Source organism: Sphingomonas sp., assembly GCF_964263785.1.
Lineage (GTDB): Bacteria > Pseudomonadota > Alphaproteobacteria > Sphingomonadales > Sphingomonadaceae > Sphingomonas.
Genome location: NZ_CAXVWL010000112.1, coordinates 1 through 24,992, shown reverse-complemented (window position 1 = coordinate 24,992; position 24,992 = coordinate 1). Strand labels below are relative to the sequence as shown.

Sequence of the window (24,992 nt, the reverse complement as noted above, 5' to 3'; positions counted from 1 at the left end):
CTTCAGGCTCTGGGCATCTGCAACGAGGCAAAGCAGGTGAAGCCGCCCTGCCCGCGCTGGAGCCGCCGGATATATTTCACATATGCCCGGTTGCTGTCCCACGTCGTTCCCGGCAATTGCCCACCGGCCAGCGCGCGCTTGACGTCCTCGCCCTTGAACGGACGTCCCGGTGGCGCGAATGCGCCTTGCGTACCCGCAGGCACCAGCGACCCGTCGGCGGCGATGAAGCTGCCCGCGCGGCCTGGATCGGGCACCGGTATTTCGCAGTGCATCACCGATCCCGCGGTCTGCGCCAGCGCCGGCCGGATCGACACCACCGCGCTCGCCCCGACCGCGCCGATCGCCAGCACGCGCCGCCGCGTCGGCGTGGGATCGCCCGCAGGCGGGGTCTGGTCGTCGGTGTCGTCGCGCATCTCGCGGTCCTTGTAACCTCCAAGCCCTTTCACATTCGCTAATCCCTCGCAAGCACGCGAACCGTGCCGTTCCGGGAACGCGCGCGATCGGCTATCGCGCCGGCATGGGTTCGGGAATCGGGTTTCGTGGTGTCGGCGGCTTCGTCGTCGTGCTGCTGGCGGCAGTGGCGGTGCTCGTCGCCGGGCAATCGGTGCAGGCCGCCGCGGTGGCGCTCGTCGGCGGCGTTGCCGCGGTCCTGCTTGCGCTCGGCAGCGGCGAGGAGAACGTCGCACCCGCGCCGGCCGACGCCGCTCCGGCGCTGCGTGCCGGGCTCCAGGAACTCTTCGACGCGATCGCCGAGCCGGTGCTGCTGGTCCGCGGCGGCGGCGTCGATCTCGCCAACCGCGCCGCGCGCACGCTGCTCGGTGAGCATATCGTCGGCGAGGACGTCCGCGTCGCGATCCGCCACCCCGCCGCCGCCGAACGGCTCGCCGGCCCCGATCCCGCCCCCTCGGAAGGCGCGATCGCGCTCGTCGGGGTCGGCGGGCTGGACCAGCAATGGGAAATGCGCCTCGGCGCCGCCTCGGACGGCACCCGCATCGTCCACCTGGTCGACACCACCGGCGCACGCGCCGCCGAGCGGATGCGCGTCGATTTCGTCGCCAATGCCAGCCACGAACTGCGCACGCCGCTTGCCTCGATCCTCGGCTTCGTCGAGACGCTGTCGGACAGCGCGGGCGAGGATCCTGCGATCCGCACCCGCTTCCTCAGGATCATGGGCGACGAGGCCCAGCGCATGCAACGCCTCGTCGAGGACCTGATCTCGCTCAGCCGGATCGAGGCCGACAAATACCGCGCGCCGAGCACGCCCATCGACCTCGCCGCGCTGGTCGAATCGGTCTGCGCCGAACTGCGCGACGCGGGCGGCGCGCGCGGGCAGGACCTCGCGTGCACCGCCGACGTCGATCTGCCGCCGGTCGCGGGCGACGTCGCGCAATTGTCGCAGCTCCTCCACAATCTCGCGGGCAACGCGCTGAAATATGGCCGCGCGGGCACGCCGGTGACGCTGCGACTGGAGCGCGAGGGCACGGGGCTCGTTCGCCTCACGATCGCCGATCAGGGCGACGGCATTTCCCCCGAACACATCCCGCGGCTGACCGAGCGCTTCTACCGCGTCGATGCCGGGCGCAGCCGCGCGCTCGGCGGCACCGGCCTGGGCCTCGCCATCGTCAAGCACATCGTCGAGCGCCACCGCGGCCGCCTCGACATCGCCAGCCGCAGTGGCGAAGGCACGACCGTGACCGTCACCCTGCCCCTATCGCAACCCCCGTCGCAAACGGTGTCACAATTCCGCAACGGCGATGCCGCAGGGCTTTAGCCTGCGATGACGCCCCGCCTCCCGTTCCTCTATCTCGCGGCTTCGCTGCTCGCGGCGTGCGTCGATCAGGCGAACGGCGGCGGCGCGGGCGCACGCGCGCAGATCACCGCGGTCGGATCGTCGACCGTCTATCCCTTCACCACAATCGTCGCCGAACAGTTCGTCGCGAGCAGCGATGGCGCGCGTGCGCCGGTGATCGAATCGACCGGCACCGGTGCCGGCATGAAGCTGTTCTGCGCCGGCATCGGCGCCGCCCATCCCGATATCGAGGACGCCTCGCGCCGGATGAAGGCGAGCGAATATCGCGAATGTGCCGCGAACGGCGCGCGCGACCTGCTCGAAATTCAGGTCGGCATCGACGGCATCGCCTTTGCCGAAGCGAAGAACGGCCCGAAGATGGCGCTGACCCCCGCCGATCTCTACCGCGCGCTCGCCGCCGCGCCCCGCGGCAAGCCCAACGCCGCGCGCACGTGGGCCGACGTCAACCCCGCGCTCCCGGCGATCCCGATCACCGTCTACGGCCCGCCCGCGACCAGCGGCACGCGCGACGCGTTGTCGGAGCTCATCCTTGCCAAGGGTTGCGAAGCCTCCGATCCGTCCGCCGCCCCGCTCGCCCGCACCAACCCCGACGCCCACAAGGCGCTGTGCACCCGCGTCCGCGAGGACGGCGCCTATGTCGATGCGGGCGAGAACGACAACCTGATCGTCCAGAAGCTGCAATCCAACCCGCAGGCGCTCGGCATCTTCGGCTACAGCTACCTGGAGGAGAACGCCCGCGACGTGACCGGCGTCGCGATCGACGGCGTCGCGCCGACCTATGCCGCCATCGCCGACGGCCGCTACCCGGGCGCGCGGCCGCTGTACGTCTACGTCAAGAAGGCGCACCTCGGCGCGATCCCCGGCCTGCGTACTTTCCTCAAGCTCTACGCCGCAGCCTGGGGCCCCACCGGCCCGCTGGTCCGCCGCGGCCTGATCGCCGCCCCGCCAGCGATACGCGCACGCTCGGCGGCGATCGTCGCGCGCGAGACGCTGCTCGATCCGGCGGCGCTGTCGTGAGCGCCGCCACTCTCCTCGTCCTGCTCCTCGGCCTCGGCCTCATCGCCTGGGCCAGCGCACGTATCCGCGCCACCGGGCTGCGCACCAGCGGCACCCGCTCCAGCTCGCTGCCGTCGCACTTCGGCTGGTACGTGGCGCTGTGGACGGTCGTGCCGCCGCTGCTGTTCCTCGCCGTCTGGGCGATGGCCTCACCCGCGCTAGTTACCGAAACGGTGCTCGCCACCCGCGCTGCGGCGACCCTGCCCGCGCCCGGATTCGAGCGCGCGTCGATCCTCTCCGAAGCCCGCGGTCTGGCCCAAGGCTCCCCATACGGCGCCTTTCACGCGCTCTCGCGCACCCTGGCGCCCGCCTATGCCGCCGCCCAGGCCCGCTACGACTGGATCGCCACCGCCGCCACGCTGCTGCTCGCCTTCGCGGGCGGCGCGTTCGCCTACACCCGCGCGGGCGCCGGGTTCGCGGCGCGGACGCGGGTCGAGCGGCTGGTGATGGTCGCGCTGCTGGCGGCGTCGCTGATCGCGATCCTCACCACCGTCGGCATCGTCGCCTCGCTCGTCTACGAGGCCGCGCGCTTCTTCCGCGTCGTGCCGGTCGGCGATTTCCTCTTCGGCACCCATTGGAGCCCGCAGGTCGTCGATGCGCGCGACCCCGGCGCGTCGCTCGGCGCGGTGCCGCTGTTCTGGGGGACGTTCTTCATCGGCGCGGTCATCGCGATGGCGGTGGCGATCCCCTTCGGGCTGATGAGCGCGGTCTACCTCACCCAATATGCCGCCGCCCGCACCCGTCGCTGGATGAAGCCGATCCTCGAGATGCTCGCGGGCGTTCCCACCGTCGTCTACGGCTATTTCGCCGCGCTCACCGTCGCCCCCGCGGTGCGCGATCTCGGCACGAGCCTCGGCATCGCCGACGCCAGTTCGGAAAGCGCGCTCGCCGCCGGCCTGGTGATGGGCGCGATGATCATCCCCTTCGTCTCGTCGATGGCCGACGACAGCCTGGCCGCAGTGCCGCAATCCATGCGCGACGGCAGTCTCGCGATGGGCGCGACCTCGTCCGAGACGATCCGCCGCGTCCTGCTCCCCGCCGCGCTGCCCGGTGTCGTCGGCGGCGTCCTGCTCGCGATCTCGCGCGCGATCGGCGAGACGATGATCGTCGTCATGGCCGCCAGCGGCGTCGCCACGCTGACCGCCAACCCGTTCGCCAGCACCACCACCGTCACCCGCCAGATCGTCGACCTGCTGACCGGGGAGGCCGAGTTCGACAGCCCCAAGACGCTCGCCGCGTTCGCGCTCGGGCTGACATTGTTCGTCATCACCCTCCTGCTCAACATCGTCGCGCTGCGCGTGGTGAAGCGATACCGCGAAGCCTATGAATAGCGTCAGCCTGGTCCCTCAGCTGCCGGTGGCAGGCGACGCGCACGACCCCGCGCCGCGTGTCCCGACCGACTGGACGACCGGCGCGATGCAGACCCGCATCCGCCGCCGCTACGCCGCCGAACGTCGCTTCCGCCTCCTGGGCCTCGCCGCGGTCGTGCTGTCGGCGACGTTCCTCGGCTATCTGCTGATCGCGATGCTCGCCCAGGGTGCGGGCGGCTTCACCCAGACCCGCGTGCAGGTCCCGATCGATTTCGCCGCCGCCCGGCTGCCGATCGAACCCGCGCAGGTGCAAGGCCGCGGCGCCGACCTCGCACTGGCGGGCGCAGGCCTGGAAGGTGCGGTGCAGGCCGCCGCAGGCCGCGCCTACGGCAAGGATGGTCAAGGCCTGCTCTCCGACGGCGCCTGGCTCGTCGTCCGCGATGCACTCAAGCAGGATCCATCGCTGCTGAGACGCGCCGAGACCTTCGATCTGCCCGCGTCCGATGCGATCGACGTCGCCCGGAAGGGCAACGGCACCCCGCAGGCCGAAGCCGCCGTCACCCGCCTCGCGCCCCATCTGTCGCGCGGGCTCAACACCACCTTCCTCACCGCCGCCGACGCCACCGACCCGACCCGCGTCGGCATCTGGGGGGCGTTCAAGGGGTCGCTGCTGACGATGCTCGTCACCCTGCTGCTCGCCTTCCCCATCGGCGTGCTGTCGGCGCTCTATCTGGAGGAATATGCACCGCGGAACCGCTGGACCGACCTGATCGAGGTGTCGATCAACAACCTGGCGGCCGTGCCCTCGATCATCTTCGGGCTGCTCGGGCTCGCGGTCTTCCTCGGCACCTTCGGCATGCCGCGCTCGGCGCCGCTCGTCGGCGGGCTGACGCTGGCGCTGATGACCATGCCCGTCATCGTCATCGCAGGCCGCAACGCGATCAAGAGCGTGCCCCCGTCGATCCGCGACGGCGCGCTGGCGATCGGTGCGTCGCCGGTGCAGGTCGTCTTCCACCACGTCCTGCCGCTGGCGTTGCCCGGCATCCTGACCGGCACGATCATCGGCATGGCACGCGCGCTGGGCGAGACCGCGCCCCTGCTGATGATCGGCATGCGCGCCTTCATCGCCGCCCCGGCGCAAGGGCTGAGCGACCCCGCCACCGTCCTGCCGGTGCAGATATTCCTCTGGTCCGACCAGGTCGGCCGCGGCTTCGTCGAGAAGACGTCGGCCGCGATCCTCGTCCTGCTCGCCTTCCTGCTCGCGATGAACGGCCTCGCCATCTACCTCCGCAACCGTTTCGAGACCCGCTGGTGACGCAGACCCCGAAAATGACCGCGCGCAACGTGTGTGTCGATTACGGCGCCAAGCGCGCGATCGACGACGTGTCGATCGACGTCGACATGGATCAGGTCACCGCGCTGATCGGCCCCTCGGGCTGCGGCAAGTCCACCTTTCTGCGCACCCTGAACCGCATGAACGACACCGTCGCCAACGCGCGCGTCACCGGCGCGATCACGCTCGACGGCCAGGACATCTACGCCCCCGGCATGGACGTGGTGCAGTTGCGCGCGCGCGTCGGCATGGTGTTCCAGAAGCCGAACCCCTTTCCCAAATCTATCTTCGAGAACGTCGCCTACGGCCCGCGCATCCACGGGCTCGCCACCGGCAAGGCCGATCTCGACGCGGTCGTCGAACGCTCGCTCCGGCGCGCCGGGCTGTGGGACGAGGTCAAGGACCGGCTCGCCGACAGCGGCACCGCGCTGTCGGGCGGGCAGCAGCAGCGGCTGTGCATCGCCCGCGCCATCGCGGTCGATCCCGAGGTCATCCTGATGGACGAACCGTGCAGCGCGCTCGATCCGATCGCCACCGCCAAGATCGAGGAGCTGATCCACGAGCTGAAGGGCCGCTACGCGATCGTCATCGTCACCCACAATCTGCAACAGGCCGCGCGCGTCAGCCAGCGCACCGCCTTCTTCTATCTCGGCACCCTCGTCGAATACGGCGCCACCGGCGACCTCTTCACCAACCCCGTCCAGACCCGGACACGCGACTATATCACCGGCCGATATGGCTGAGGGAACACGGCTGATGAACGAGCATACGGTCAAGGCGTTCGACACCGACATCGGCCGGCTGCGCGGGCTGATCTCGCAGATGGGCGGGCTGGCGGAGGACGCGATCGCACGCGCGATGCAGGCGTTGCAGCGCAACGACCTCGACCTCGCCGCACAGGTCCGCGCCGACGACAAGGCGATCGACGCGCTGGAGGCGGAGGTCGAGCGGCTGGCGGTGCAGATCATTGCCCTGCGCGCGCCGATGGCGGTCGATCTGCGCGAGGTCGTCGCCGCGCTGAAGATCGCCGGCGTGGTCGAGCGGATCGGCGATTACGCCAAGAACATCGCCCGGCGCGTGCCGCTGATCGAGAGCGAGCACCGGATCGAGCCCGTCTCGATCCTGCCGTCGATGGGCCGGATGGCGTCCGAAATGGTCCACGACGTCCTCGATGCCTTCGCCGCGCGCGATGCCGAGGCGGCGGTGCGGGTGTGCGACAGCGACAGCGCGCTGGACGATTTCTACGACAGCATCTTTCGCACCCTCGTCACCTACATGGTCGAGAACCCCAAGACGATCAGCCAGGTCGCGCATCTGCTGTTCGTCGCCAAGAACCTGGAGCGGATCGGCGATCACGCCACCAACGTCGCCGAGATGGTCTATTTCGCCGCGACCGGCACCCACATGGCGGACCGCGAACGCGGCGCCGGACACCCGAAGGACTGATATGGCCCGCGCCACCATGCTCCTGGTCGAAGACGATGCCGCGCTGGCGGAACTGCTCGTCTATCATTTCAAGCGCGAGGATTTCGACGTCAGGCACACGCCCGACGGCGAGGAGGCGCTGCTGCTTGCGCGCGAACGCACCCCCGATATCGTCCTGCTCGACTGGATGGTGGAGGGGCTGTCGGGGCTCGAAGTCTGCCGCCGCCTGCGCCGCACGCCGGAGACCGCCAACGTCCCGATCATCATGCTCACCGCGCGCGGCGAGGAGGAGGATCGCGTCCGCGGGCTGGAGACCGGCGCCGACGATTACGTCACCAAGCCGTTCAGTCCGCGCGAGCTCGTCGCCCGCGTCGGCGCGGTGCTGCGCCGCGTCCGCCCGGCGCTCGCCGGGGAAGCACTGGTCTATGGCGACATCGAGATGGATACCGTCGGCCACAAGGTCCGCCGCGGCGGCGAGACGGTGCCGCTCGGCCCCACCGAGTTCCGGTTGCTCAAGCACTTCCTCGAACATCCCGGCTGGGTCTTCTCGCGCGAGCGACTCCTCGACGCGGTGTGGGGCCACGATTCGGATATCGAGGCGCGCACCGTCGACGTTCACATCCGCCGTTTGCGCAAGGCGATCAACGTCCGCGACCTCCCCGACGTGATCCGCACCGTCCGCTCGGCAGGCTATTCACTCGACGCCAGCGAATAGCCGCTTGCGATGTTGGAAATACTCTGACCAGATCACTGTGGCGGTCTTTCCGCCCCCTCTTTGTAACCGCTCCAAACCACCACCGAACCGGCGTCGTGCGAAACGCGTCGTTGGCTTCACCTTAGCCTCACCTTCCGCGGCCCCGGCCAACGAATCGCTTGCGAAACGACGGACCCATCGCGCCAAATGCGCGTTGGACGAACGCGCTGACGCGATTGCGCAGACATTCAGGAGATTCGCGATGAAGCTCATTCTACTGGCCGCGACCGCCATGCTGGCCGTCCCCGCTCTTGCCCAGACCACGCCGTCGACCGACGCCGGCACCATGCAGTCCGCACCGCCGGCCGCAGGCACGCCGATGACGGCCGACCCCGCTCAGACCGCCGACCCCGCCATGCAAGCTCCGGCCACTCCCGCGCCGTCCACCGACGGCACCTCGGGCATGGCGCCTCAGGGTCAGCCGATGCCGATGCAGTCGAGCGGCTCGATGCCCGCCGACGGCACGACGCCGATGGGCGGCTACCAGCCTTCGGGCGCGCCGATGACCGGCACGATGACACCGGGCATGCGGCCGACCTTCCAGGCCGCGCAGTCGCCGTCCGAAGCCTATCCGGCGCCCGCGCCGATGGCGAAATACCCGATCTGCAAGAAGGGTCAGTACGACAAGTGCATGCAGCGCGGCGGCAAGTAAGCCGGTTGCACGCCTGACGTGACGCATTAGGGGAAGGCGCTTCCAGATCAGCGGGAGCGCCTTTTCCATGTCCATCCGTTTCGACGCCATATCGTTTCAGGGGCGCGTCGCGATCGTCACCGGCGCAGGTGGCGGTCTCGGCCGAGAATATGCGCTCGAACTCGCCCGCCGCGGCGCGAAGGTCGTGGTCAACGATCTCGGCGTGTCGCGCGACGGCACCGGCCAGTCCGACGCCGCGCTCCGCGTCGTCGCTGAGATCGAGGCGATGGGTGGCGAGGCAATCGCCAACGGCGGCAACGTCGCCGATTACGACCAAATGGCCGAGATGGTCGCGAAGACGGTCGATCGCTGGGGCGGCGTCCACGTCCTCATCAACAACGCCGGCGTCCTCCGCGACAAGACTTTCGCCAAGATGGACCCCGCCGACTTCGAATTCGTCGTCCGCGTCCACCTGATCGGCTCGGCCTTCGCCACCAAGGCATGCTGGGACACGATGCGCGCGCAGAACTACGGCCGCGTACTCATGACCGCGTCGTCCACGGGCCTGTTCGGCAATTTCGGCCAGGCGAACTACGGCGCCGCCAAGATGGGCCTTGTCGGCCTGGCGAAGACGCTGGCGATCGAGGGCGCGAAGAACGACATCCGCGTCAACACCATCGCGCCCACCGCGGGCACCCGCATGACCGAGGACCTCTTCCCCGAAGCCGCCTTCAAGGCCTTCGCCCCCGAACGCGTTGCCCCCGGCGCCCTCTACCTCGTGTCGCAGGACGCCCCCACCGGCGCCATCGTCGGCGCGGGCGCGGGCGTGTTCCAATCGTCCTACGTCACCCTCACCGCCGGCGTCGCGCTTGCCGGCGACGATCTGTCGGTCGAGGGCGTCGCAGCCGCCTGGGACCGGATCGCCGACCGCACCGGCGAGATCGTGCCCGGGACCGGCGCCGAACAGGCGATGCTGATCGGCAAGACGCTGCAGGGATAGGCTCGGCGGAGGCCCCGGGGCTTGGTCCCCTCACCGTCACCGGCTACCCTCCCCACCAGTCCCCCGGAACAAGCGAGCCGCCATGCCCCTGCTCCTGCCGCCCCCCGCCCTCAGCGTGCCCGCGCCTCCGGTACCGGGCCGCAACGTCGACATCGTGATGTTCCAGGCCGGCAAAGTCGTCTGCGACGGACAGGCCATCGCCGGTACCGCTCCGGTCCGCCCGTTCTCGACCGCCGTCATCTGGTACGGATCGACCCGCGAGCGCGCAGTACCCGCGACCTACCGCCTCGGCTTCGCGATCGACGAGAACGGCCGCCCCGCGACGATCCATCGGGAGGGTCCACAGACATACCCCGGCTATTACATCAACACGAGCGATCTCGCCCCCTCGCTCGCCGTGTCCCGCTTTCCCGGGGGCGCCGCGCGGCGGCACTGCTCGGTCGCCTACACCGCGACGTCCACCCCCGTCGCGACGGCGCCGCTGCCCGCCCTCTACGAACTCGCAAGCATGCCCGAGCCGGCCGCCGGGCTGGAAGAGCTTCTGGATCGTGTACGGCCGTCGGGAAGCGATTGTCCGCGCGGGCCCGGGCCCTACCGGCGGCTGAACCAGCCCGCGTTCGAGACGATCGCGCAGCCGGCCGGCACCTGGTCGTGGAGCTTCCTGGCCTATGACGTCGACACGCGCGGCAAGCCCACCAACGTGCGCGTGCTGGCAAGCGCGGGTAACCCGGCGCTCGACCGGGCAAGTGTCAAGGCGCTGGCCGCCAACCGCTTCGCGCCGGGACCGGGCTATCGCGGCTGCATCTACCATTTCTACCGCAATGGCCCGTCGCTCGACGCCGCCCCCGAACTGCCCAGCGGCACGGCTGCGGACAACGGCGACCTGCCCGCTTGCAGGATCGATCCCAAGACGATCCAGAGCCTGCTGCAAGGCAGCGCCTACCCGCAGGCATTCTCCCGGCGCAGGGTCGAGGGCGTTGCGGCGATCAGCTACGACACCGCACCCTGGGGCGCGATCGGCAACGTCAAGGTCGTCGCATCGGAACCCGACGAGGCCTTCGGCGAGGCGGTCCGCAACGCCGTATCGGGCGCGAGGGTCGTGGAAAGCGACGCCGGCCACCGCGGCTGCTTTCGCCGCATCCGGTTCAAGCTACCCCCTGAGCCCTCGCCCGGCTGACCGCTCTCGCGCCGTCACCCCTCGACCAGTTTCACCAGCCGCCGCTCGACCGGCGCCAGCACCGGCCCGAGCTCGTGCCCACGCTTGAGTACCGCGCCGCCCTCGCCGATCAGCGCCCACATGCCCTGGCGATTGCGCAGAGCGGGCCGCTTCTCGATCCGGTACTCCGGCTGCTCCGCTGCGCGTCGGAACGCCGCGAACACCGCCGCGTCGATCCCCAGGTCCATCGCATAGTCGCGCCAATGCCCGGCCGCGACCATCCGCCCATAGAGGTCGAGGATGCGGGTGAGCTCGGCGCGTTCGAAGCCGACCTGCACGCCTTTGGGCAGGATCGGAAAAGGCGTGACGATTCCCATCAGGCCCGGTCGCGCTGCCCTTCGCTTTCGCCGATCAGCGCATCCAATCGCTTGCGCATGGCCTCCAGCTCGCACCGCATCAACTCGACCTTCTGGGTCTGCGGATCGAACATCTCGCTGCACGGGGTGCCATAAGGCACGAACTTCTTCTCCGGTGCCTGTCCACCATCGATCATCGTGGCGCGCGCCGGAATGCCGACCATCACCGCGCCGTCGGGCACGTCGCGCGTCACCACCGCATTGGCACCGATCCGCGATCGCGCACCGACGGTGATCGGCCCCAGCACCTGCGCGCCCGATCCGACGATCGCACCGTCCATCAGCGTCGGGTGCCGCTTGCCCGCGACGCCGTTGTCGGGGCTGGTGCCGCCCAGGGTCACGCATTGATAGATGGTCACGTCGTCACCGATCTCCGCGGTTTCGCCGATGACGACAAAGCCGTGGTCGATGAAAAACCGCCGCCCGATCTTCGCACCCGGATGGATGTCGATCGCGGTCGTTGCGCGCGCGAAGTGGTTGACCATACGCGCCAGCAGGAAGAAGCGGCGCGTGTACAAGCGGTGCGCCACCCGGTGCCAGCCGAGCGCCCAGACTCCCGGATACGTCAGCACCTCCGCCCGGGAATGCGGCGCCGGATCGCGGGCACGGATCGAATCGAGATAAGCGGCGAGGCGACCGAACACAGGCATTCCCCTTTGTCGCGTGCGATCTAGGGAGCGCACGTGCGTCCGGCAATGCCCCGGCCGCACCGCGCGCACCGATGCGGCACACGGGTAAAGTCTATCTTGCTTGTGGGAGATCGCGGCGGAGGGCAGGCTGGCGCCATGGACATCTCGCTCACCACGCTCGAGGGACTCGCCCCATTCGTCCTCGTCGGCTTCGCCGCGCAGGTCGTCGACGGCGCGCTCGGCATGGCCTTCGGAGTCATCTCGAACACCTTGCTGCTCAGCCTGGGCGTGAACCCCGCGGCCGCGTCGGCCGGCGTACACACCGTCGAAACCTTCACCACGGCGGTGTCGGGGATCAGCCACACGCTTCATCGCAATGTCGACTGGCGGATGTTCCTGCGCCTCATGGTGCCCGGCGTGATCGGCGGCGTGCTCGGCGCCTATGTGCTCTCCCACAATGCCGATGCGCTCAAACCCTTCATCCTGGCGTATCTGACCTCGATCGGCATCTATCTCCTGTGGCGCGCCACCCACAAACCACAGCCGCCCAGGAAACCGCGCGTGGTCGAGCCGCTCGGGCTGATCGGCGGCTTCCTCGACGCGGCGGGCGGCGGCGGCTGGGGACCCGTGGTGACGTCGAACCTGCTGATCCAGGGCACGCAGCCGCGGCTGACGATCGGCACCGTCAACACGGCCGAGTTCTTCCTCACCGTCACCATCTCGGCGACCTTCATCAGCCAGCTCGGATGGGAGGCGTTCACGCTCGCGACGGTCGGCCTGCTCATCGGCGGCGTCATCGCCGCGCCGTTCGGCGCGGTTCTCGCCAAGCGGGTGCCGCCGCAGCGTCTTATGCTGCTGGTCGGCATCGTCCTCACGCTCACCAGCCTCTTCGGGCTATACCGCGCGCTCGCCTGATCCACCCCGAGGAGCCTATCCTGGCCGCGACCTATCTACCGACGCTGAAACAACTCCAATATCTGGTCGCGCTCCACGACCACGGCCATTTCGGCCGCGCTGCGGACGCGTGCTTCGTCAGCCAGTCGACGCTGTCTGCGGGCCTGAGAGAATTGGAGACGCTGATCGGCGTGACGCTGGTCGAGCGCACCCGCCGCGTCGTGCGCTTCACGCCGCTGGGCATCGCGATCACGGACAAGGCACGCCGTGTCCTGCGCGAGGCGGACGAGTTGGGCGACATGGCACGCGCCGCGGGGCGCCCGCTGTCGGGCGAGATGCGGATGAGCGTCATCCCGACGATCGCACCCTTCCTGCTCCCGCGCATCCTGCCGCGGCTGCGGCGCGATTATCCGGAGTTGAAACTGTTCCTGCGCGAAGAGCCGAGCGGCCCCGCGTGCGAGGGGCTGAACAACGGCCGCACCGATTGCGTGCTGCTGGCACTTCCCTATCCGTGCGGCGACGTGGCGTCGCGCACGCTGTTCGACGACCGGCTTTTCCTGGCATTCCAGGGCAGCGAAGGCGACACGCCGCCCGCGATCCCCGCCGCGGCGATCGACACCAGCCGCCTGCTCCTGCTGGAGGACGGGCATTGCCTGAAAGACCATGCGCTCGCCGCGTGCGACCGTCCCGGCGCGCGCACGGAAGCGGCGATGCTGGGCACGTCGCTCCACACGATCGTCCAGATGGTCGACAACAATCTCGGCATCACCATGCTTCCCGAGATGGCGATCCGCGCAGGGATCCTCGATCACAGCAGCGTCGTCGCCCGGCCGGTCGAGGGTGAGGACGCCACCCGGCGGATCGCGCTGGTCTGGCGCCGCGCCTCCCCGCGAGACCGCGACTTCGGCCTGCTCGCCGACGTGCTGGCCGAGGCGCGCAGCGGTTAGGAACCAACCGCCGGAAAGACCGTAGACCCCGCACATCCCCCAGGAGACGATAGCATGACCCGATACGCCCTGATCGGCCTGGCGGGCATCGTCGCGCTCACCGGATGCGCCCGCGATACCGGAAGCACGGCGACCCCGCCCGCTGCCGCCCCCGCGCCCGTCAATCCCTCGGTTGGCGGCGCGTCGATGCTCGCCGACCGGACGATCGCCGCCAACGCCTCCGCTGCCCCAACCCTGTCGACGCTGGTCGCGGCGGTGAAGGCGGCCGGGCTGGCCGAGACGCTGTCGGGCCCCGGCCCCTTCACCGTCTTCGCCCCTACCGACGCCGCATTCGCACGCCTGGCGCCGGGCACCGTGGACACGCTGCTGAAACCCGAGAACAAGCCCGCGCTAGTCAAGGTGCTGACGTACCACGTCGTTTCCGGCACGCTGACCGCCGCCGACCTGACCGCGCGCATCACCGCCGGCGGCGGCACTGCGACGCTGATGTCGGTAGAGGGCGACCCGCTGACGCTGACGCTGACCGAGGGTCACCTCACGCTCACCGACGTCGGCGGCAACAAAAGCTATGTCGAAATCGGCGACGTCCGCCAATCGAACGGCATCGTCCACGTAGTCAACGGCGTATTGGTACCGAAATTGGGGTAGAGTTCGCACGAACCTCAAGGTCCGTTCGTACTGAGCGAAGTCGAAACACATTGCCAAGAGCCGTGCCCTTCGACTTCGCTCAGGGCGAACGGTAGATCCGGATCATTCCCACCGCGCCGCCGCCGCCTCGTCGCCGGCCCTCGCATCCACCCAGGTCGCCACGCCATCCCGCGTCTCTCGCTTCCAGAACGGCGCATCGGTTTTCAGCCGGTCGATGCAATAGGCACACGCATCCAGCGCCGCGGCCCGGTGCGCAGCCGCTGCAGCGACAAACACGATCCGCTCGCCGGGTGCCATCGCCCCGACCCGGTGGACGATCGTCACCGCGCTGCACCGCCACCGGTCGCGCGCGGTCTCGGCGACGCGCTCAAGCGCCGCCGCGGTCCGTCCCGGCCAATGCTCCAGCTCCAGCGTCCCGACCCCGTCGTCGGCACGTACCAGCCCGGTAAAGGTCGCCACCGCCCCGGCGCCCGCCACCTCCGCCAGCGCGATTTCCGCGGCCACGTCGATCGGCGCCGCCAAGACGACCACGCGGATCAACCGCCCGTTACCGGCGGGAAGATCGCGACCTCACGTGCAGCGCCCAGCGGCGCGTCCAGGCCGACGAAATCGCCATCCACCGCCGCGCGCAACCGCCCCCGGTCCGCAAACGCCTGCGCATGGCCAGCGCTCGTCCCGCCAAGCCAATCGATCAGCGCCGCCACCGTCGTCACCCCGGACGGCGGCGAGACCTCCTCGTCCGCCACCCCGATCCGCTCGCGCACCCATGCGAAATACAATATCCGCATCGCGCTCAGTCCATATGCTTCAGGCCGACGCGCAGATAATCCCAGCCGGTGATGAGCGTCAGCGCCGCCGCGCCCCACAGGCTGACCAGCCCGACCGCAGCGACCCAAGGCTGCCCCGGGGTCGCGCCGCCGAGGATCAGCGCACCGAGCGCGACGAGTTGCAGCGTCGTCTTCCACTTCGCCAGCTGCGACACCGGCACCGACACCTGCAACTGCGCCAGGAACTCGCGCAGCCCCGATACGGCGATCTCGCGCAACAGGATCACCAGCGCCGCGATCACGTGCAGACCCGGGATGTCGCCGCTGCGCACCAGCAGCAGGATGACCGCGGCGACCATGATCTTGTCCGCGATCGGATCGAGGAAGATACCGAGCCGCGACACCGCACCGTTGGCCCTCGCCAGATAGCCATCGAAATAATCGGTGATACCCATCAGGCAGTAGAGCCCGAACGCGATGCCGTAGCCTGCGGGCCATTGCGGCCACCACAGCAGCGCCGCGAGCAGCGGGATCGCGACGATCCGCGACAGCGTGAGCAGATTGGGGAGCGTCAGCATCGCCGCGTCCCTAACGCGCCTTGCCGCCGGGCGGAAACGGAATCCCGCAGTGGCGGCATGGCGCGCGCTCGTCTATGACCGTGTCTTTGCCACGGCTGGACCGGTCCCGCTCATGATCAACGCCCTGGGGCTCCTGAAGCGCCGCCGCTTCCTGCCCCTGTTCACCACCCAGTTCCTCGGCGCGTTCAACGACAATCTGTTCAAGCAGGCGATGGTGCTGTTCGCGACCTACAGCATCTTCAGCGACGCCAAGGTCGAACAGGGTTTCAACGCGCTCGCAACCGGGCTGTCGACCCTGCCCTTCCTGCTGTTCTCCGCGCTTGCGGGACAATTGGCCGATACCCACGACAAGGCGCGGATCATCCGGGTGGTGAAGTCGGCGGAGATCGGCATCATGGCCGTTGGCGCCGCAGGGCTCTTCCTGGCGCAGACCGGACACACCAACGTGTCGATCGGGCTGATGCTGAGCGCAGTGTTCCTGCTCGGCGTCCACTCCACTTTCTTCGGCCCGATCAAATACGCCATCCTGCCGCAACACCTGAGCCCTTGCGACGTGCTGGGGGGCACCGGGCTGGTCGAAGCGGGGACGTATCTGGCGATCCTGCTCGGCACGATCATCGCAGGGTATGTCTCCAGCGAAGCCGCCGCCGCGGGGGTGATGGGCGTCGCGCTGATCGGCTGGTATGCGGGGCGCCGCGTGCCGCCCGCACCGCCGCAGGCCGCACCGCTGGCGATCGACTACAACCCGTTGCGCGCTTCGTGGCGGCTGGTGTCGGGGACGATGCACATCCCGCGGCTGTTCCTGGCGATCTGCTCGATCAGCTTCTTCTGGACGATCGGCGCGGTGCTGATCATCATCTTCCCGCCGCTGGTGAAGAACCTGCTGACCGCGACCCAGAACGTCGCCAGCATCTTCACCGCGACGCTGTCGATCGGCATCGCGATCGGTTCAGTGGTCATCAACACGCTGCTGCGCGGGCGCATCTCGGCGCGCTTTGCGCCGGTGTCGGTGCTGGCGATGGGCGCGTTCGTCGTCGCTTTCTCGCTGATCGTCCGGGCCTGGACGCCGGCGCAGGCCGGCCAGTTCTATGGCTGGAGCGCCTTCATCGCGCAGCCGCTGGCGATTCCGCTGCTGCTCGTGCTGCTCGCGATCGCGGTGACGGGTGGCATGTTCGTCGTGCCGCTCTACGCCTTCCTGACGACGACGGTGGAGGCGGACCAGACCGCGCGCACGGTGGCCGCGAACAACGTCGTCAACGCGGTGGCGATGACCGCGGGCGCAGTGCTGGTCATTGCGATCAGCGCCCGGGGCGTTACGCCCGAGAACATGTTGTTCCTGGTCGCGGCGATGTGCCTGGTGTCAGCCTGGCTCGCCCAGAAACTGCACCGCGCCTGCGACTAGAAGATAAACGTGTAGAAGCAGGTGAAGAAGGCCGCGAAACTCAGCAGGAACAGCTTGAGATCGTGATCGTCGTCGCGCACCGGCGCTGCGACGACGGGCGGGGGCGGCAGCGAGCGGCGCAGCGGATGGCGGGCGGATTCGCTGGTGAGGACGAGGCGTCTGTTCATGGCGAGCATGTTAACGCGATCTTAAGGTTTTGGCCCATCCCCAAAGGTGGTTAAACCGACTGCGTCCGAATTCGGGACGCTCCGAGGGCGTAGAGGACCAGGGCATGAGCGTGGCATTCCGGCGCGAGAGCGACGAAGAGCATAAGGAGCCCCGCTTCGAACGGCCGCTTCCCGGCGGGGCCAATCTCGTCACCGCGCGCGGCCAGCTGCTCATCGCCGAACGGATCGCGGCGCTGGAGGCTCAGCTGCCCGCCGCCGAGGACGAGGCAGCCGAGGCGATCCGCCGCGACCTGCGCTACTGGCAGACCCGGCGAACGACCGCAGTCCCGACGATGCCGCCCCCGGACGGCACGGCTGGTTTTGGATCGACCATCGACATCCTGCTGGACGGCAAGCCGCGCCGCATCGCGATCGTCGGCGACGACGAAGCCGATCCAAAGTCTGGTCGCCTCGCCTTCACCGCCCCGCTCGCACGCGCGCTGATTGGCGCCCAAGTCGGCGACGTCCTGCCCTTCGCAGGGCGTGATGATGCCATCGAGGTCGTCGCGATCGTATAGAAAAAGGGGCCCGGCATCGCTGCCGAGCCCCCATTCCCGCTGCGTCGGCGGCTCAGATCGCCGGCATCGTCCCGGCGCGGACGACGATGTCGCTCGCCACGATGCTGGTCGTCGCCAGGTTGGCGATCAGCACTTGGTCCGCGCCGCCGATCCCGTCGGCGTCGTACCACAGCCGGTCGGTCGCATCGTCGTAGACGAACTGCGCGCCTGCACCCGCCGACGCCGTCCCGAAGGTCACGCCTGCGTCCGCGGCATAGCCGTCCGCGGTGTAGAACACGAGCTTGTCGACGCCCGAGACGAAGTCGCGGATGCGATCGACGCCGTTGATCGCGGCCGAATCGAACACGAACTGATCCGCGCCCGCGCCGCCCGTCAGATCGTCCGCGCCACCACGCCCACGCAGCACGTCGTTGCCTTCGAGACCCCGCAGCTGGTTCGCGCCCGCATCGCCGAACAGCGTGTCGGCAAACGATGTACCCTCCAAATTCTCGAACCCGCGGAGCTGGTCGTTGCCCTGCCCAGTCTGCTGGCGCCCCGCGATCGCCAGGTCGGCGACGACGCCATTGGTCGCGCCGATCTTGAAGGTGATCGTGTCGACGCCGTCGCCGCCGTCCAACAGGTCGTCGCCCGCCCCGCCGGAGATGATGTCGTTGCCGCCATAGCCCGAGATGCTGTCATTGCCGCCCAGCCCCTGCAGCGTGTTGGCGCCGGCATTGCCCTTCAGCGTGTTGGCGGCATCGTTGCCGCTGCCGTTGATGTCGCCGATACCGCCGAGAACCAGCGTCTCGAGGTTTGCGCCCAGGCGATAGTTCATCAGCGTCGACGAGACGACATCGGTCCCTTCGCCCGCCAATTCGACCACCGAATCCGCCGCATCGTCGACGTAATAGGTGTCGTTGCCGGTGCCGCCGCGCATCGCATCGGCACCCAGGCCGCCGGTCAGCTGATCGTCGCCCGCGCCGCCGGTCAGCGTGTCGTTGCCGTCGCCGCCGTACAGCACATCGTTGTCCAGCCCACCGTCGAGCGTATCGGCACCGACGTCGCCGTACAGGTAATCGTTGCCGTCGCCGCCGAACAGCGCGTCCGCACCGACGCCGCCCAGGATGCGGTCGGCGCCGCCGAGCCCACTGATCGTGTCGTTGCCGGCGTTGCCGGTCAGCTGGTTGGCGACCGCATTGCCCAGGATCGTGTCGTTGCCCGCGCCGCCGATCGCGTTCTCGATCGTCGCGCCGTACGCGATCGAGATGTTGTCGTGGAGCAACCCGTCGACCGAGTTATAGCGCGCGCGGAACGCGGTGTACTGCGCCTCGGTATAGCTTGCGGGCAGCAGCCCCTGCGCCTTCAGCGTCTCGAGCGGGGTCACGCCGCTGCCGCCGCCGCTGCTGAACGATCCGGGCGCCAGGTTGATCGACGAATTGGTCGCGAAGCCCGAGAAGTCGAGCGTGTCGTTCCCGCCGCCGTCCCAGATCGCGAGCCACGGCAGCTTGTTCTGGCTGAAATCGTACACCGCACGGTCGGCGGTGCTGTTGAAGCCATAGACGGTGTCGCCGCTCCGCGTCGTCATGTCCGCGCCATAGACCTTCTGCGCGACCGCGATGTCGTGGATCAGCGGGGTCTGTGCATAGACGAAGGTCAGACTGGCCCAGTTGACCGGCGCCGCGCCGGTGTTCTGCGCGTCGAAATACGACATCACCGTGTACTGGCGACTGTCCTGATAATATTCGGCGTTGGCGGCATAGGTGATCGAGAGCCCTGGCGCGGCGTTATACGCGCCCGGATGTTGCCAGCCGATCGCGTGGCCGGTCTCGTGGATCAGCGTGATCGGACCGTAATCGCCGTTGTTCAGCTCCAGGTTGCTCGGCTCGTTGCCATTGACCCACACGTCGCCGCCGATCAGCGAATACTCCCCGCCGTAATCGTAGGGAAGATACGCATAGGCCTGCGTGCCGGGCTGGTTGGTGTAATTGCCATACGTGATGTCCGCCTTGTCCGCGGTCGTCTCGACGAACTTGTAGGCGACGATATCGTCCCACAATGCGATGACGCTGCGCGCCGCGGTCTTCTGTGCGGCGGAGAATTCCTGAAAGCCGAAGAATTCGGGCAGCCCGAACAGTTCGCCCGTGTCGGGGTCCGTCTGGACATAGGGCGCCGCGAACATCGTGTCTTCGGTATGGAAGCCGAAGGTGATCGTGTGCGCGTCGCCGCTGCGCGAAGGCGCGCCATATTCGCCCTGGTTCCAGCCCGGACCGGCGATGTCGGTGCCGGGATAGGACGTGCGATTGAGGACGTTCTCGACCTGCTCCAGCGTCAGGACCGGCTTGCCGCCGATCGTGCCGCCGGTGCCGTCGACATTGGCGTAGAGCGGATCGACGCTGCCGACACCCGGAAAGTCGGCGTCGGGGTGCGGCGCCAGGAAATCGGTGCGCTCGGGCGTATAGTTCACAATACTCAAAGGACATCCCCTGTCGTTATCGTTGAAGGCATCGAATCAGATCAAGCCGCAACCATCAGCAACGGCAGAAATCCCGTGATCCCCGCCGTCCGCACCTGGCAAAACGAGCCCATCGACATCGGACGCTAGGCAGGGCGGAATGAAGGTCAACCGGATTGTAACAAAAAGTTAAACTTTTTTAGGCGGAACGGCGCTCGCGCAATGAATCGTCATTGGCCGCGCCGTTGTCGACATAAACGTTGCCGAACTGTCGCCGCCGGGTTCCCTGCCGGCCGATCGCGCGTTGTCGCGTGCGATGAAAATCGCTACCTACAATGTCAACGGGATCAACGGCCGACTCGCCGTCCTGCTGCGCTGGCTCGACGAGCGTGCCCCCGACATCGCCTGCCTTCAGGAGCTGAAGGCGCCCGACGCCAAGTTCCCGGAAGCCGCAATCCGCGCGGCGGGCTACCAACCGGTCTGGCACGGGCAGAAGAGCTGGAACGGCGTCGCCATCCTCAGCCGGATCGGGGTGCCGGTGGAAACCCGGCGCGGACTTCCGGACGATCCCGATCCGCTGCAAAGCCGCTATCTCGAAGCGGCGGTCGGCGGCGTGCTGGTCGGTGCGCTGTACCTGCCCAACGGCAATCCCCGCCCCGGCCCCAAATTCGACTATAAGCTCGCCTGGTTCGACGCGCTGATCGCACATGCGCAGACGCTGATCGACGCGGGCGTGCCGGTGGTGCTGGCAGGCGACTTCAACGTGATGCCGACCGAGGCCGACGTCTACAAGCCCGAACGCTGGACCGACGACGCGCTGTTCGCCCCCGAAGTCCGCTGTGCCTTTGCGCGACTGATCGATCAGGGCTGGACCGATGCGCTGCGCACGGTCCACCCTGACGCGACGATCTACACCTTCTGGGACTATTTTCGGAATGCCTACGCCCGGGATGCCGGTCTGCGCATCGACCATCTCCTGCTCAGTCCCGCGCTCGCCAAGCAGCTTACCGACGCACAGGTCGACGCGCATGTGCGGGGCTGGGAGAAGACCAGCGACCATGCGCCGGTATGGGTGGAACTTGCGGATAAGCCGAAGCGCAAACGCCGCACGGCCGGAATGGTGGAGCCGAGGGGGATCGAACCCCTGACCTCTGCAATGCCATTGCAGCGCTCTCCCAGCTGAGCTACGGCCCCATTCTCGGGAAGGCGCGTCCCCTAGCTGGACGCAGCCGGGTTGGCAAGCGGATGAAACACCCGCCTGCCCCACCGCGTTACATCAATGTTCGTCGTCGTCGCTCGGCGCTTCCACGCCCAGATCGTCGTCGCCGCCCAGATCGACCTCGTCGTCGGCCGACGGTTCCTCGTTCTCGCCGGTGATCGTGGCGATATCCTCTTCGTCGCCGTTCAGGTCGGCGTCGGGCTTGGCGGTGTCGGGCTTGGCCACCTCGAACGGCAGCGGCTGCTTGGACTTCAGGATCGGTTCGGGTTCCCAGTGCGCCCCGCATTCGATGCAGGTGACGGGATCGTCCTTCTTCAGGTCATAAAAACGCGTCGCGCATTTCGGGCACGTGCGCTTCGTGCCCCATTCCGGCTGAATCATGCCGTGTGAACCTTTCGGGTGGGTAGTGCTGGGAGTACCGCAGCGAAGTGGGGCGCGCCTTGCCAAATCACAATGCGGCTGTCAAAAGCCGCGCGCCCCATGTCCGCGTTCCCTGCCCAGCCCCTGTACCTTGTCGCGAACGGTCCCTTGGCGGGCCGCGTCTCGGTGCCGGGCGACAAGTCGATCAGCCACCGTGCGATCATGTTCGCGAGCCTGGCGGTCGGCGAAAGCCGGATCGAAGGGCTGCTGGAGGGCGAGGACGTCCTCGCCACCGTCGCGGCGATGCGCGCGATGGGCGCCGACGTCGCGCGCGGCGGCGACGGCGTCTGGCGAGTCCACGGTGTCGGCGTGGGCGGCCTGCTCCAGCCGCAAACCGCGCTCGACATGGGCAACTCGGGCACGTCGACGCGCCTGCTGATGGGGCTGGTCGCGAGTCACGCGATCACCGCCACGTTCGTCGGCGACGCCTCGCTGTCGAAGCGGCCGATGGCGCGCGTCACCGATCCGCTGGCGCGCGTGGGGGCGAGCTTCACGACCGCGCCCGGCGGCCGGCTGCCGCTGACGATGCACGGAGCCTGCCCGGCGATTCCGCTCGAATACGTGCTTCCCGTCGCGTCGGCGCAGGTGAAGTCCGCGGTCCTGCTTGCCGGGCTCAACACGCCGGGCATCACCCGCGTGATCGAGCCCATCCCGACCCGCGACCACAGCGAGCGGATGCTGCGCGGCTTCGGTGCCGACCTGACGGTCGAGGAGAGTGCGCGGGGACGCGTGATTTCGATCCGCGGCGAGGCGGAGCTGAAACCCCAGCACATAATCGTCCCCGGCGACCCCTCGTCCGCCGCCTTCTGGATGGTCGCCGCGTCGATCGTGCCGGGCTCCGACATCGTCATCGCCAACGTGCTGATGAACCCGACCCGCACCGGCCTGCTCACCGCGCTGCGGATGATGGGCGCCTCGATCGACGAGATCGACCGGCGCGACGTCGGCGGCGAGGACGTCGCCGACCTCCACGTCCGCCACGCCTCCCTGTCGGGGATCGAAATCCCCGCCGATCTGGCACCGAGCATGATCGACGAATACCCGGTGCTCTTCGTCGCTGCCGCCTTCGCGAGCGGTCGCACCGTTGCGCGCGGCGCGCACGAGCTGCGCGTCAAGGAATCGGACCGCATCGCCGCGATGGCCGCCGCGCTCGGCGCCTGCGGGGTCGCCTGCACGGAGCATGAGGACGGCCTGGCCATCGAAGGCACCGACGGCGACCCGATCCCCGGCGGCGCGACGATCGCCACCCACCTCGATCACCGCATCGCGATGAGCATGGCGGTCGTCGGCCTTCACGCCCGCGCGCCCGTCGTCATCGACGATGCCGCGCCGATCGCGACCAGCTACCCCGGCTTCGTCGCGCAGGCCGTATTGCTGGGAGCCGAAGCGCGATGATCACCCGCCGCGAACTCCTGGTCGCGGGTGCCGCGGTCACCGCGCTCGCCGCACTCCCCGCCTGGGCACGCGGCCCGGCGCGCTATCCCGCGCCCACCCGCGAGCTGATGGTCCCGGTCGAGGGTGGCCGTATCTACGTCCGCGTCAACGGCGACCTCGCCGGCCCACGCCCGCCGCTCGTCATCGTCCACGGCGGTCCCGGCGGCACCCACGGTGCCTATCTCGATGCGCTTGCGCTGGCGGACCGACGCGCGGTGATCCTTTACGACCAGCTCGATTCGGGCCGCTCCGACTGGCCGCAGAATCCCGCCAACTGGCGTGTCGAACGCTTCGTCGACGAACTCGACCGAGTCCGCAACGCCCTCGGGGTGAAGCGCTGGCACGTCCTTGGCCACAGCTGGGGCGGCACGATCGCGCTGGAATATGGTGCGCGCCAGCCCGAAAGGCTCGCGCACCCGGTGTTTGCCAGTTCCATGCTTGCCAGCCTTATCCTCGCCAGCCCGCTCGTCTCCACCCGCAGCTGGATCGCCGACGCCAATGCGCTGCGCGACGAACTGCCCCCCGTCGTCCGCCAGGAACTCGCGCGCTGCGACGCTCTCCCCGCGCCGATACCCGTATCGTGCGACGAAGCGACCGGCGTATTCTATGCGAGCTTCAACGGCCGCGAGCCGCCCAGCGACGGCATGCGCGCCTACCGCGCGTCCGAAGGCCGCGGCTTCGACCCGAAGCTGTACGAGACGATGTGGGGTCGCAGCGAGTTCGTCGCAACCGGCACCTTGAAGGATTACGACGGCGAACCGCTGCTCGCACGGCTCGACGGCCCGCGCACGTTGTTCATCGGCGGCCAGTACGACGAGGCCCGCCCGTCCACCCTCGCGAATTTCGCCGCCCGCGTCCCCGGCGCGGAGCTCGCGGTCGTCCCCGGCGCCGCGCACGGCTTCCTCGGCGACCGCCCGGTCGAGGCGCTCGGCATCCTGCGGGGATGGCTCGAGAGACACGATTCATGATCATCGCGGTCGACGGCCCCGCCGCCTCGGGCAAGGGCACCGTGGCGCGCGCTCTCGCCCGCCATTACGGATTGCCGCACCTCGACACCGGCCTGCTCTACCGCGCGGTCGCCGCCAACGTCCGCGCGCACGATCTCGATCCCGCAAAGGAAGCCGATGCGGTCGCCGCCTGCGACTTCGACGAACGTCTCCTCGCCTCGGCCGTCCTGCGCGACGACGCCATCGGCGCGCTCGCCTCGGTCGTCTCGGCGCATCCGCTGGTCCGCTCCGCGCTGTTCCAGCGCCAGAAGCGCTTCGCCGCGCAACTCGGTGGCGCGGTGCTCGACGGCCGCGACATCGGCACCGTCATCGCGCCGGACGCAGACGCCAAGCTGTTCGTGAAAGCCACGCCGCAGATCCGCGCCAAGCGCCGCCACGCCGAACTGTCCGCACGCGGCGACACCACCAGCTTCGACAAGGTCCTGTCCGACATCCGCGCCCGCGACGCCCGCGACAGCGGCCGCTCGACCGCGCCGCTGGTCCAGGCCCCTGATGCGGCGTTGCTCGACACCAGCTTCCTGTCGATCGACGCCAGCATCCAGCGCGCGATCGCACTGGTCGAGGCGCAACGCGCGCGGTCCTAGCGGGTCGGCTGCATGCCTCTACTTCAGCCTAAGAATTAGGCACGCGCCTCCTCGATCACCGCCACCGTGCCCGACGCACCGTTGTTGGCGCCGTGCATAACCACGCCGTCGCTGCATAATCCCCGATGGTCGAGGTGCGTACTGAGCCGCCGATTATGCACGGGAACGCAGCATTGGATTTGTGCATCAGGATCATGCCCGGAATCGCGACATTTTGGAAGTGACGCGAAAACTTTGATTTTTGCATCGCTAATGCCGAGCTGGCGATCCTAGCCGGTGTCACAACCGTTCGAGACCGTTGAAAAAGGTCTGCGCGAAACCGGCGTGGCGGATGGCTGGTGACGCCGGCCACCGGAGGATACGCCGCGTATCAGGCCGGCGCAGCCTGCCGGGCGAGCAGCTGAAGGTTGTATGCCG

The 24,992-nt window shown here is 68.7% G+C and carries 27 protein-coding genes, 1 tRNA gene and 1 pseudogene; 19 read left to right on the top strand and 10 right to left on the bottom strand.

The genetic code is table 11. The annotated features are described in order from the left end of the window. Positions 1-2 precede the first annotated feature (2 nt). Complete coding sequence (locus ACE5C1_RS14830; RefSeq protein WP_374944843.1) at positions 3-413, bottom strand: hypothetical protein; 411 nt, start codon at positions 411-413, stop codon at positions 3-5. A 104-nt stretch (positions 414-517) separates the two neighbouring features. Between ACE5C1_RS14830 and ACE5C1_RS14825 the strand changes: the two genes are divergently transcribed. The 10 genes from ACE5C1_RS14825 to ACE5C1_RS14780 all read left to right on the top strand — a co-directional run bounded on the left by ACE5C1_RS14825 (position 518) and on the right by ACE5C1_RS14780 (position 10,496). Further along, entirely contained in the window at positions 518-1,771 is a 1,254-nt protein-coding gene (locus ACE5C1_RS14825; RefSeq protein WP_374944842.1) for a sensor histidine kinase, read from the top strand. A 6-nt stretch (positions 1,772-1,777) separates the two neighbouring features. Beyond that, positions 1,778-2,827, top strand: a complete 1,050-nt coding sequence (locus ACE5C1_RS14820; protein WP_374944841.1) for a substrate-binding domain-containing protein — start codon at positions 1,778-1,780, stop codon at positions 2,825-2,827. Beyond that, complete coding sequence (pstC, locus tag ACE5C1_RS14815; RefSeq protein WP_374944840.1) at positions 2,824-4,197, top strand: phosphate ABC transporter permease subunit PstC; 1,374 nt, start codon at positions 2,824-2,826, stop codon at positions 4,195-4,197. The genes ACE5C1_RS14820 and pstC overlap by 4 nt, the downstream gene beginning before the upstream one ends. Further along, the gene (gene pstA / locus ACE5C1_RS14810) at positions 4,190-5,491 is read left to right on the top strand and encodes a phosphate ABC transporter permease PstA (RefSeq protein WP_374944839.1); all 1,302 of its coding nucleotides are present in this window, start codon (positions 4,190-4,192) and stop codon (positions 5,489-5,491) included. Before pstC ends, pstA begins: the two co-directional genes overlap by 8 nt. A 14-nt stretch (positions 5,492-5,505) precedes the next feature. Further along, a complete protein-coding gene (pstB, locus tag ACE5C1_RS14805; RefSeq protein ID WP_374944867.1) occupies positions 5,506-6,252 on the top strand; it encodes a phosphate ABC transporter ATP-binding protein PstB in 747 nt (248 codons plus the stop codon). Between the two features lie 13 nt (positions 6,253-6,265). After that, positions 6,266-6,955 (top strand): phosphate signaling complex protein PhoU, encoded by a 690-nt coding sequence (gene phoU / locus ACE5C1_RS14800; RefSeq protein ID WP_374944866.1) that lies wholly within the window; start codon positions 6,266-6,268, stop codon positions 6,953-6,955. Between the two features lies 1 nt (position 6,956). Next, entirely contained in the window at positions 6,957-7,649 is a 693-nt protein-coding gene (gene phoB / locus ACE5C1_RS14795) for a phosphate regulon transcriptional regulator PhoB (protein ID WP_374944838.1), read from the top strand. Between the two features lie 241 nt (positions 7,650-7,890). After that, positions 7,891-8,340 (top strand): hypothetical protein, encoded by a 450-nt coding sequence (locus tag ACE5C1_RS14790; RefSeq protein WP_374944837.1) that lies wholly within the window; start codon positions 7,891-7,893, stop codon positions 8,338-8,340. A 67-nt stretch (positions 8,341-8,407) separates the two neighbouring features. Continuing rightward, positions 8,408-9,319 carry an SDR family NAD(P)-dependent oxidoreductase gene (locus ACE5C1_RS14785; RefSeq protein WP_374944836.1) on the top strand — a complete coding sequence of 304 codons (912 nt, stop codon included), beginning with the start codon at positions 8,408-8,410 and terminating at the stop codon, positions 9,317-9,319. Positions 9,320-9,401: 82 nt separating this feature from the next. Next, the gene (locus ACE5C1_RS14780; RefSeq protein WP_374944835.1) at positions 9,402-10,496 is read left to right on the top strand and encodes a TonB family protein; all 1,095 of its coding nucleotides are present in this window, start codon (positions 9,402-9,404) and stop codon (positions 10,494-10,496) included. A gap of 14 nt (positions 10,497-10,510) precedes the next feature. Here ACE5C1_RS14780 and ACE5C1_RS14775 read toward each other — a convergent pair whose 3' ends face one another. After that, on the bottom strand, positions 10,511-10,852 hold the full coding sequence (locus ACE5C1_RS14775) for a DUF2794 domain-containing protein (protein ID WP_374944834.1): 342 nt from the start codon (positions 10,850-10,852) through the stop codon (positions 10,511-10,513). After that, positions 10,852-11,535 carry a serine O-acetyltransferase EpsC gene (gene epsC, locus ACE5C1_RS14770; RefSeq protein WP_374944833.1) on the bottom strand — a complete coding sequence of 228 codons (684 nt, stop codon included), beginning with the start codon at positions 11,533-11,535 and terminating at the stop codon, positions 10,852-10,854. Before epsC ends, ACE5C1_RS14775 begins: the two co-directional genes overlap by 1 nt. Positions 11,536-11,676: 141 nt before the next feature. Between epsC and ACE5C1_RS14765 the strand changes: the two genes are divergently transcribed. Genes ACE5C1_RS14765 through ACE5C1_RS14755 form a run of 3 tightly spaced genes read left to right on the top strand, consistent with a single transcriptional unit; the run spans position 11,677 to position 14,009 of the window. Then, positions 11,677-12,435, top strand: a complete 759-nt coding sequence (locus tag ACE5C1_RS14765; protein ID WP_374944832.1) for a sulfite exporter TauE/SafE family protein — start codon at positions 11,677-11,679, stop codon at positions 12,433-12,435. A gap of 20 nt (positions 12,436-12,455) precedes the next feature. Continuing rightward, a complete protein-coding gene (locus tag ACE5C1_RS14760) occupies positions 12,456-13,361 on the top strand; it encodes a hydrogen peroxide-inducible genes activator (protein ID WP_374944865.1) in 906 nt (301 codons plus the stop codon). A gap of 54 nt (positions 13,362-13,415) precedes the next feature. Next, a complete protein-coding gene (locus ACE5C1_RS14755) occupies positions 13,416-14,009 on the top strand; it encodes a fasciclin domain-containing protein (protein WP_374944831.1) in 594 nt (197 codons plus the stop codon). Between the two features lie 102 nt (positions 14,010-14,111). On the opposite strand, the gene ACE5C1_RS14750 is transcribed toward ACE5C1_RS14755, so the two are convergent. From ACE5C1_RS14750 to pgsA, 3 genes are read right to left on the bottom strand one after another with little or no spacing between them, the layout of a single operon-like run. Continuing rightward, entirely contained in the window at positions 14,112-14,549 is a 438-nt protein-coding gene (locus tag ACE5C1_RS14750; protein ID WP_374944830.1) for a molybdenum cofactor biosynthesis protein MoaE, read from the bottom strand. Beyond that, positions 14,546-14,797 carry a molybdopterin converting factor subunit 1 gene (moaD, locus tag ACE5C1_RS14745; RefSeq protein WP_374944829.1) on the bottom strand — a complete coding sequence of 84 codons (252 nt, stop codon included), beginning with the start codon at positions 14,795-14,797 and terminating at the stop codon, positions 14,546-14,548. Before moaD ends, ACE5C1_RS14750 begins: the two co-directional genes overlap by 4 nt. Before the next feature lie 5 nt (positions 14,798-14,802). Then, a complete protein-coding gene (gene pgsA / locus ACE5C1_RS14740; RefSeq protein ID WP_374944828.1) occupies positions 14,803-15,354 on the bottom strand; it encodes a CDP-diacylglycerol--glycerol-3-phosphate 3-phosphatidyltransferase in 552 nt (183 codons plus the stop codon). A 112-nt stretch (positions 15,355-15,466) separates the two neighbouring features. Between pgsA and ACE5C1_RS14735 the strand changes: the two genes are divergently transcribed. Next, positions 15,467-16,756, top strand: coding sequence for an MFS transporter (locus tag ACE5C1_RS14735; protein ID WP_374944827.1), 1,290 nt, complete (start codon positions 15,467-15,469; stop codon positions 16,754-16,756). On the opposite strand, the gene ACE5C1_RS14730 is transcribed toward ACE5C1_RS14735, so the two are convergent. Next, positions 16,753-16,923 (bottom strand): hypothetical protein, encoded by a 171-nt coding sequence (locus ACE5C1_RS14730; protein WP_374944826.1) that lies wholly within the window; start codon positions 16,921-16,923, stop codon positions 16,753-16,755. The two genes, ACE5C1_RS14735 and ACE5C1_RS14730, sit on opposite strands and share 4 nt — an antisense overlap. Positions 16,924-17,027: 104 nt before the next feature. On the opposite strand from ACE5C1_RS14730, the gene ACE5C1_RS14725 reads away from it, so the two are divergent. Beyond that, on the top strand, positions 17,028-17,480 hold the full coding sequence (locus ACE5C1_RS14725) for a GreA/GreB family elongation factor (protein ID WP_374944825.1): 453 nt from the start codon (positions 17,028-17,030) through the stop codon (positions 17,478-17,480). Between the two features lie 52 nt (positions 17,481-17,532). On the opposite strand, the gene ACE5C1_RS14720 is transcribed toward ACE5C1_RS14725, so the two are convergent. After that, complete coding sequence (locus ACE5C1_RS14720; protein ID WP_374944824.1) at positions 17,533-19,923, bottom strand: M10 family metallopeptidase C-terminal domain-containing protein; 2,391 nt, start codon at positions 19,921-19,923, stop codon at positions 17,533-17,535. 304 nt (positions 19,924-20,227) lie between these two features. Here ACE5C1_RS14720 and xth point away from each other — a divergent pair. Beyond that, positions 20,228-21,010 (top strand): annotated as a pseudogene (gene xth / locus ACE5C1_RS14715) (exodeoxyribonuclease III); the annotation flags it as partial. A gap of 19 nt (positions 21,011-21,029) precedes the next feature. Here xth and ACE5C1_RS14710 read toward each other — a convergent pair. Further along, a tRNA-Ala gene (locus ACE5C1_RS14710) sits at positions 21,030-21,105 on the bottom strand. Positions 21,106-21,187: 82 nt separating this feature from the next. Then, complete coding sequence (locus ACE5C1_RS14705) at positions 21,188-21,511, bottom strand: TIGR02300 family protein (RefSeq protein WP_374944823.1); 324 nt, start codon at positions 21,509-21,511, stop codon at positions 21,188-21,190. 99 nt (positions 21,512-21,610) lie between these two features. Here ACE5C1_RS14705 and aroA point away from each other — a divergent pair, with 99 nt between their 5' ends. Genes aroA through cmk form a run of 3 tightly spaced genes read left to right on the top strand, consistent with a single transcriptional unit; the run spans position 21,611 to position 24,575 of the window. Continuing rightward, positions 21,611-22,945 (top strand): 3-phosphoshikimate 1-carboxyvinyltransferase, encoded by a 1,335-nt coding sequence (aroA, locus tag ACE5C1_RS14700; protein ID WP_374944822.1) that lies wholly within the window; start codon positions 21,611-21,613, stop codon positions 22,943-22,945. Further along, a complete protein-coding gene (locus tag ACE5C1_RS14695) occupies positions 22,942-23,952 on the top strand; it encodes an alpha/beta fold hydrolase (protein ID WP_374944821.1) in 1,011 nt (336 codons plus the stop codon). The genes aroA and ACE5C1_RS14695 overlap by 4 nt, the downstream gene beginning before the upstream one ends. Further along, a complete protein-coding gene (gene cmk, locus ACE5C1_RS14690; protein ID WP_374944820.1) occupies positions 23,949-24,575 on the top strand; it encodes a (d)CMP kinase in 627 nt (208 codons plus the stop codon). Before ACE5C1_RS14695 ends, cmk begins: the two co-directional genes overlap by 4 nt. Positions 24,576-24,992: the final 417 nt, after the last annotated feature.

Bases quoted from the DNA above. Each gene is read 5' to 3' on its own strand.
- ACE5C1_RS14830 (WP_374944843.1), bottom strand. From the start codon at position 413: ATGCGCGACGACACCGACGACCAGACCCCGCCTGCGGGCGATCCCACG.
- ACE5C1_RS14825 (WP_374944842.1), top strand. From the start codon at position 518: ATGGGTTCGGGAATCGGGTTTCGTGGTGTCGGCGGCTTCGTCGTCGTG.
- ACE5C1_RS14820 (WP_374944841.1), top strand. From the start codon at position 1,778: ATGACGCCCCGCCTCCCGTTCCTCTATCTCGCGGCTTCGCTGCTCGCG.
- pstA (WP_374944839.1), top strand. From the start codon at position 4,190: ATGAATAGCGTCAGCCTGGTCCCTCAGCTGCCGGTGGCAGGCGACGCG.
- pstB (WP_374944867.1), top strand. From the start codon at position 5,506: ATGACCGCGCGCAACGTGTGTGTCGATTACGGCGCCAAGCGCGCGATC.
- phoU (WP_374944866.1), top strand. From the start codon at position 6,266: ATGAACGAGCATACGGTCAAGGCGTTCGACACCGACATCGGCCGGCTG.
- phoB (WP_374944838.1), top strand. From the start codon at position 6,957: ATGGCCCGCGCCACCATGCTCCTGGTCGAAGACGATGCCGCGCTGGCG.
- ACE5C1_RS14790 (WP_374944837.1), top strand. From the start codon at position 7,891: ATGAAGCTCATTCTACTGGCCGCGACCGCCATGCTGGCCGTCCCCGCT.
- ACE5C1_RS14785 (WP_374944836.1), top strand. From the start codon at position 8,408: ATGTCCATCCGTTTCGACGCCATATCGTTTCAGGGGCGCGTCGCGATC.
- ACE5C1_RS14780 (WP_374944835.1), top strand. From the start codon at position 9,402: ATGCCCCTGCTCCTGCCGCCCCCCGCCCTCAGCGTGCCCGCGCCTCCG.
- ACE5C1_RS14775 (WP_374944834.1), bottom strand. From the start codon at position 10,852: ATGGGAATCGTCACGCCTTTTCCGATCCTGCCCAAAGGCGTGCAGGTC.
- ACE5C1_RS14765 (WP_374944832.1), top strand. From the start codon at position 11,677: ATGGACATCTCGCTCACCACGCTCGAGGGACTCGCCCCATTCGTCCTC.
- ACE5C1_RS14755 (WP_374944831.1), top strand. From the start codon at position 13,416: ATGACCCGATACGCCCTGATCGGCCTGGCGGGCATCGTCGCGCTCACC.
- moaD (WP_374944829.1), bottom strand. From the start codon at position 14,797: ATGCGGATATTGTATTTCGCATGGGTGCGCGAGCGGATCGGGGTGGCG.
- pgsA (WP_374944828.1), bottom strand. From the start codon at position 15,354: ATGCTGACGCTCCCCAATCTGCTCACGCTGTCGCGGATCGTCGCGATC.
- ACE5C1_RS14735 (WP_374944827.1), top strand. From the start codon at position 15,467: ATGATCAACGCCCTGGGGCTCCTGAAGCGCCGCCGCTTCCTGCCCCTG.
- ACE5C1_RS14730 (WP_374944826.1), bottom strand. From the start codon at position 16,923: ATGAACAGACGCCTCGTCCTCACCAGCGAATCCGCCCGCCATCCGCTG.
- ACE5C1_RS14725 (WP_374944825.1), top strand. From the start codon at position 17,028: ATGAGCGTGGCATTCCGGCGCGAGAGCGACGAAGAGCATAAGGAGCCC.
- ACE5C1_RS14705 (WP_374944823.1), bottom strand. From the start codon at position 21,511: ATGATTCAGCCGGAATGGGGCACGAAGCGCACGTGCCCGAAATGCGCG.
- aroA (WP_374944822.1), top strand. From the start codon at position 21,611: ATGTCCGCGTTCCCTGCCCAGCCCCTGTACCTTGTCGCGAACGGTCCC.
- ACE5C1_RS14695 (WP_374944821.1), top strand. From the start codon at position 22,942: ATGATCACCCGCCGCGAACTCCTGGTCGCGGGTGCCGCGGTCACCGCG.
- cmk (WP_374944820.1), top strand. From the start codon at position 23,949: ATGATCATCGCGGTCGACGGCCCCGCCGCCTCGGGCAAGGGCACCGTG.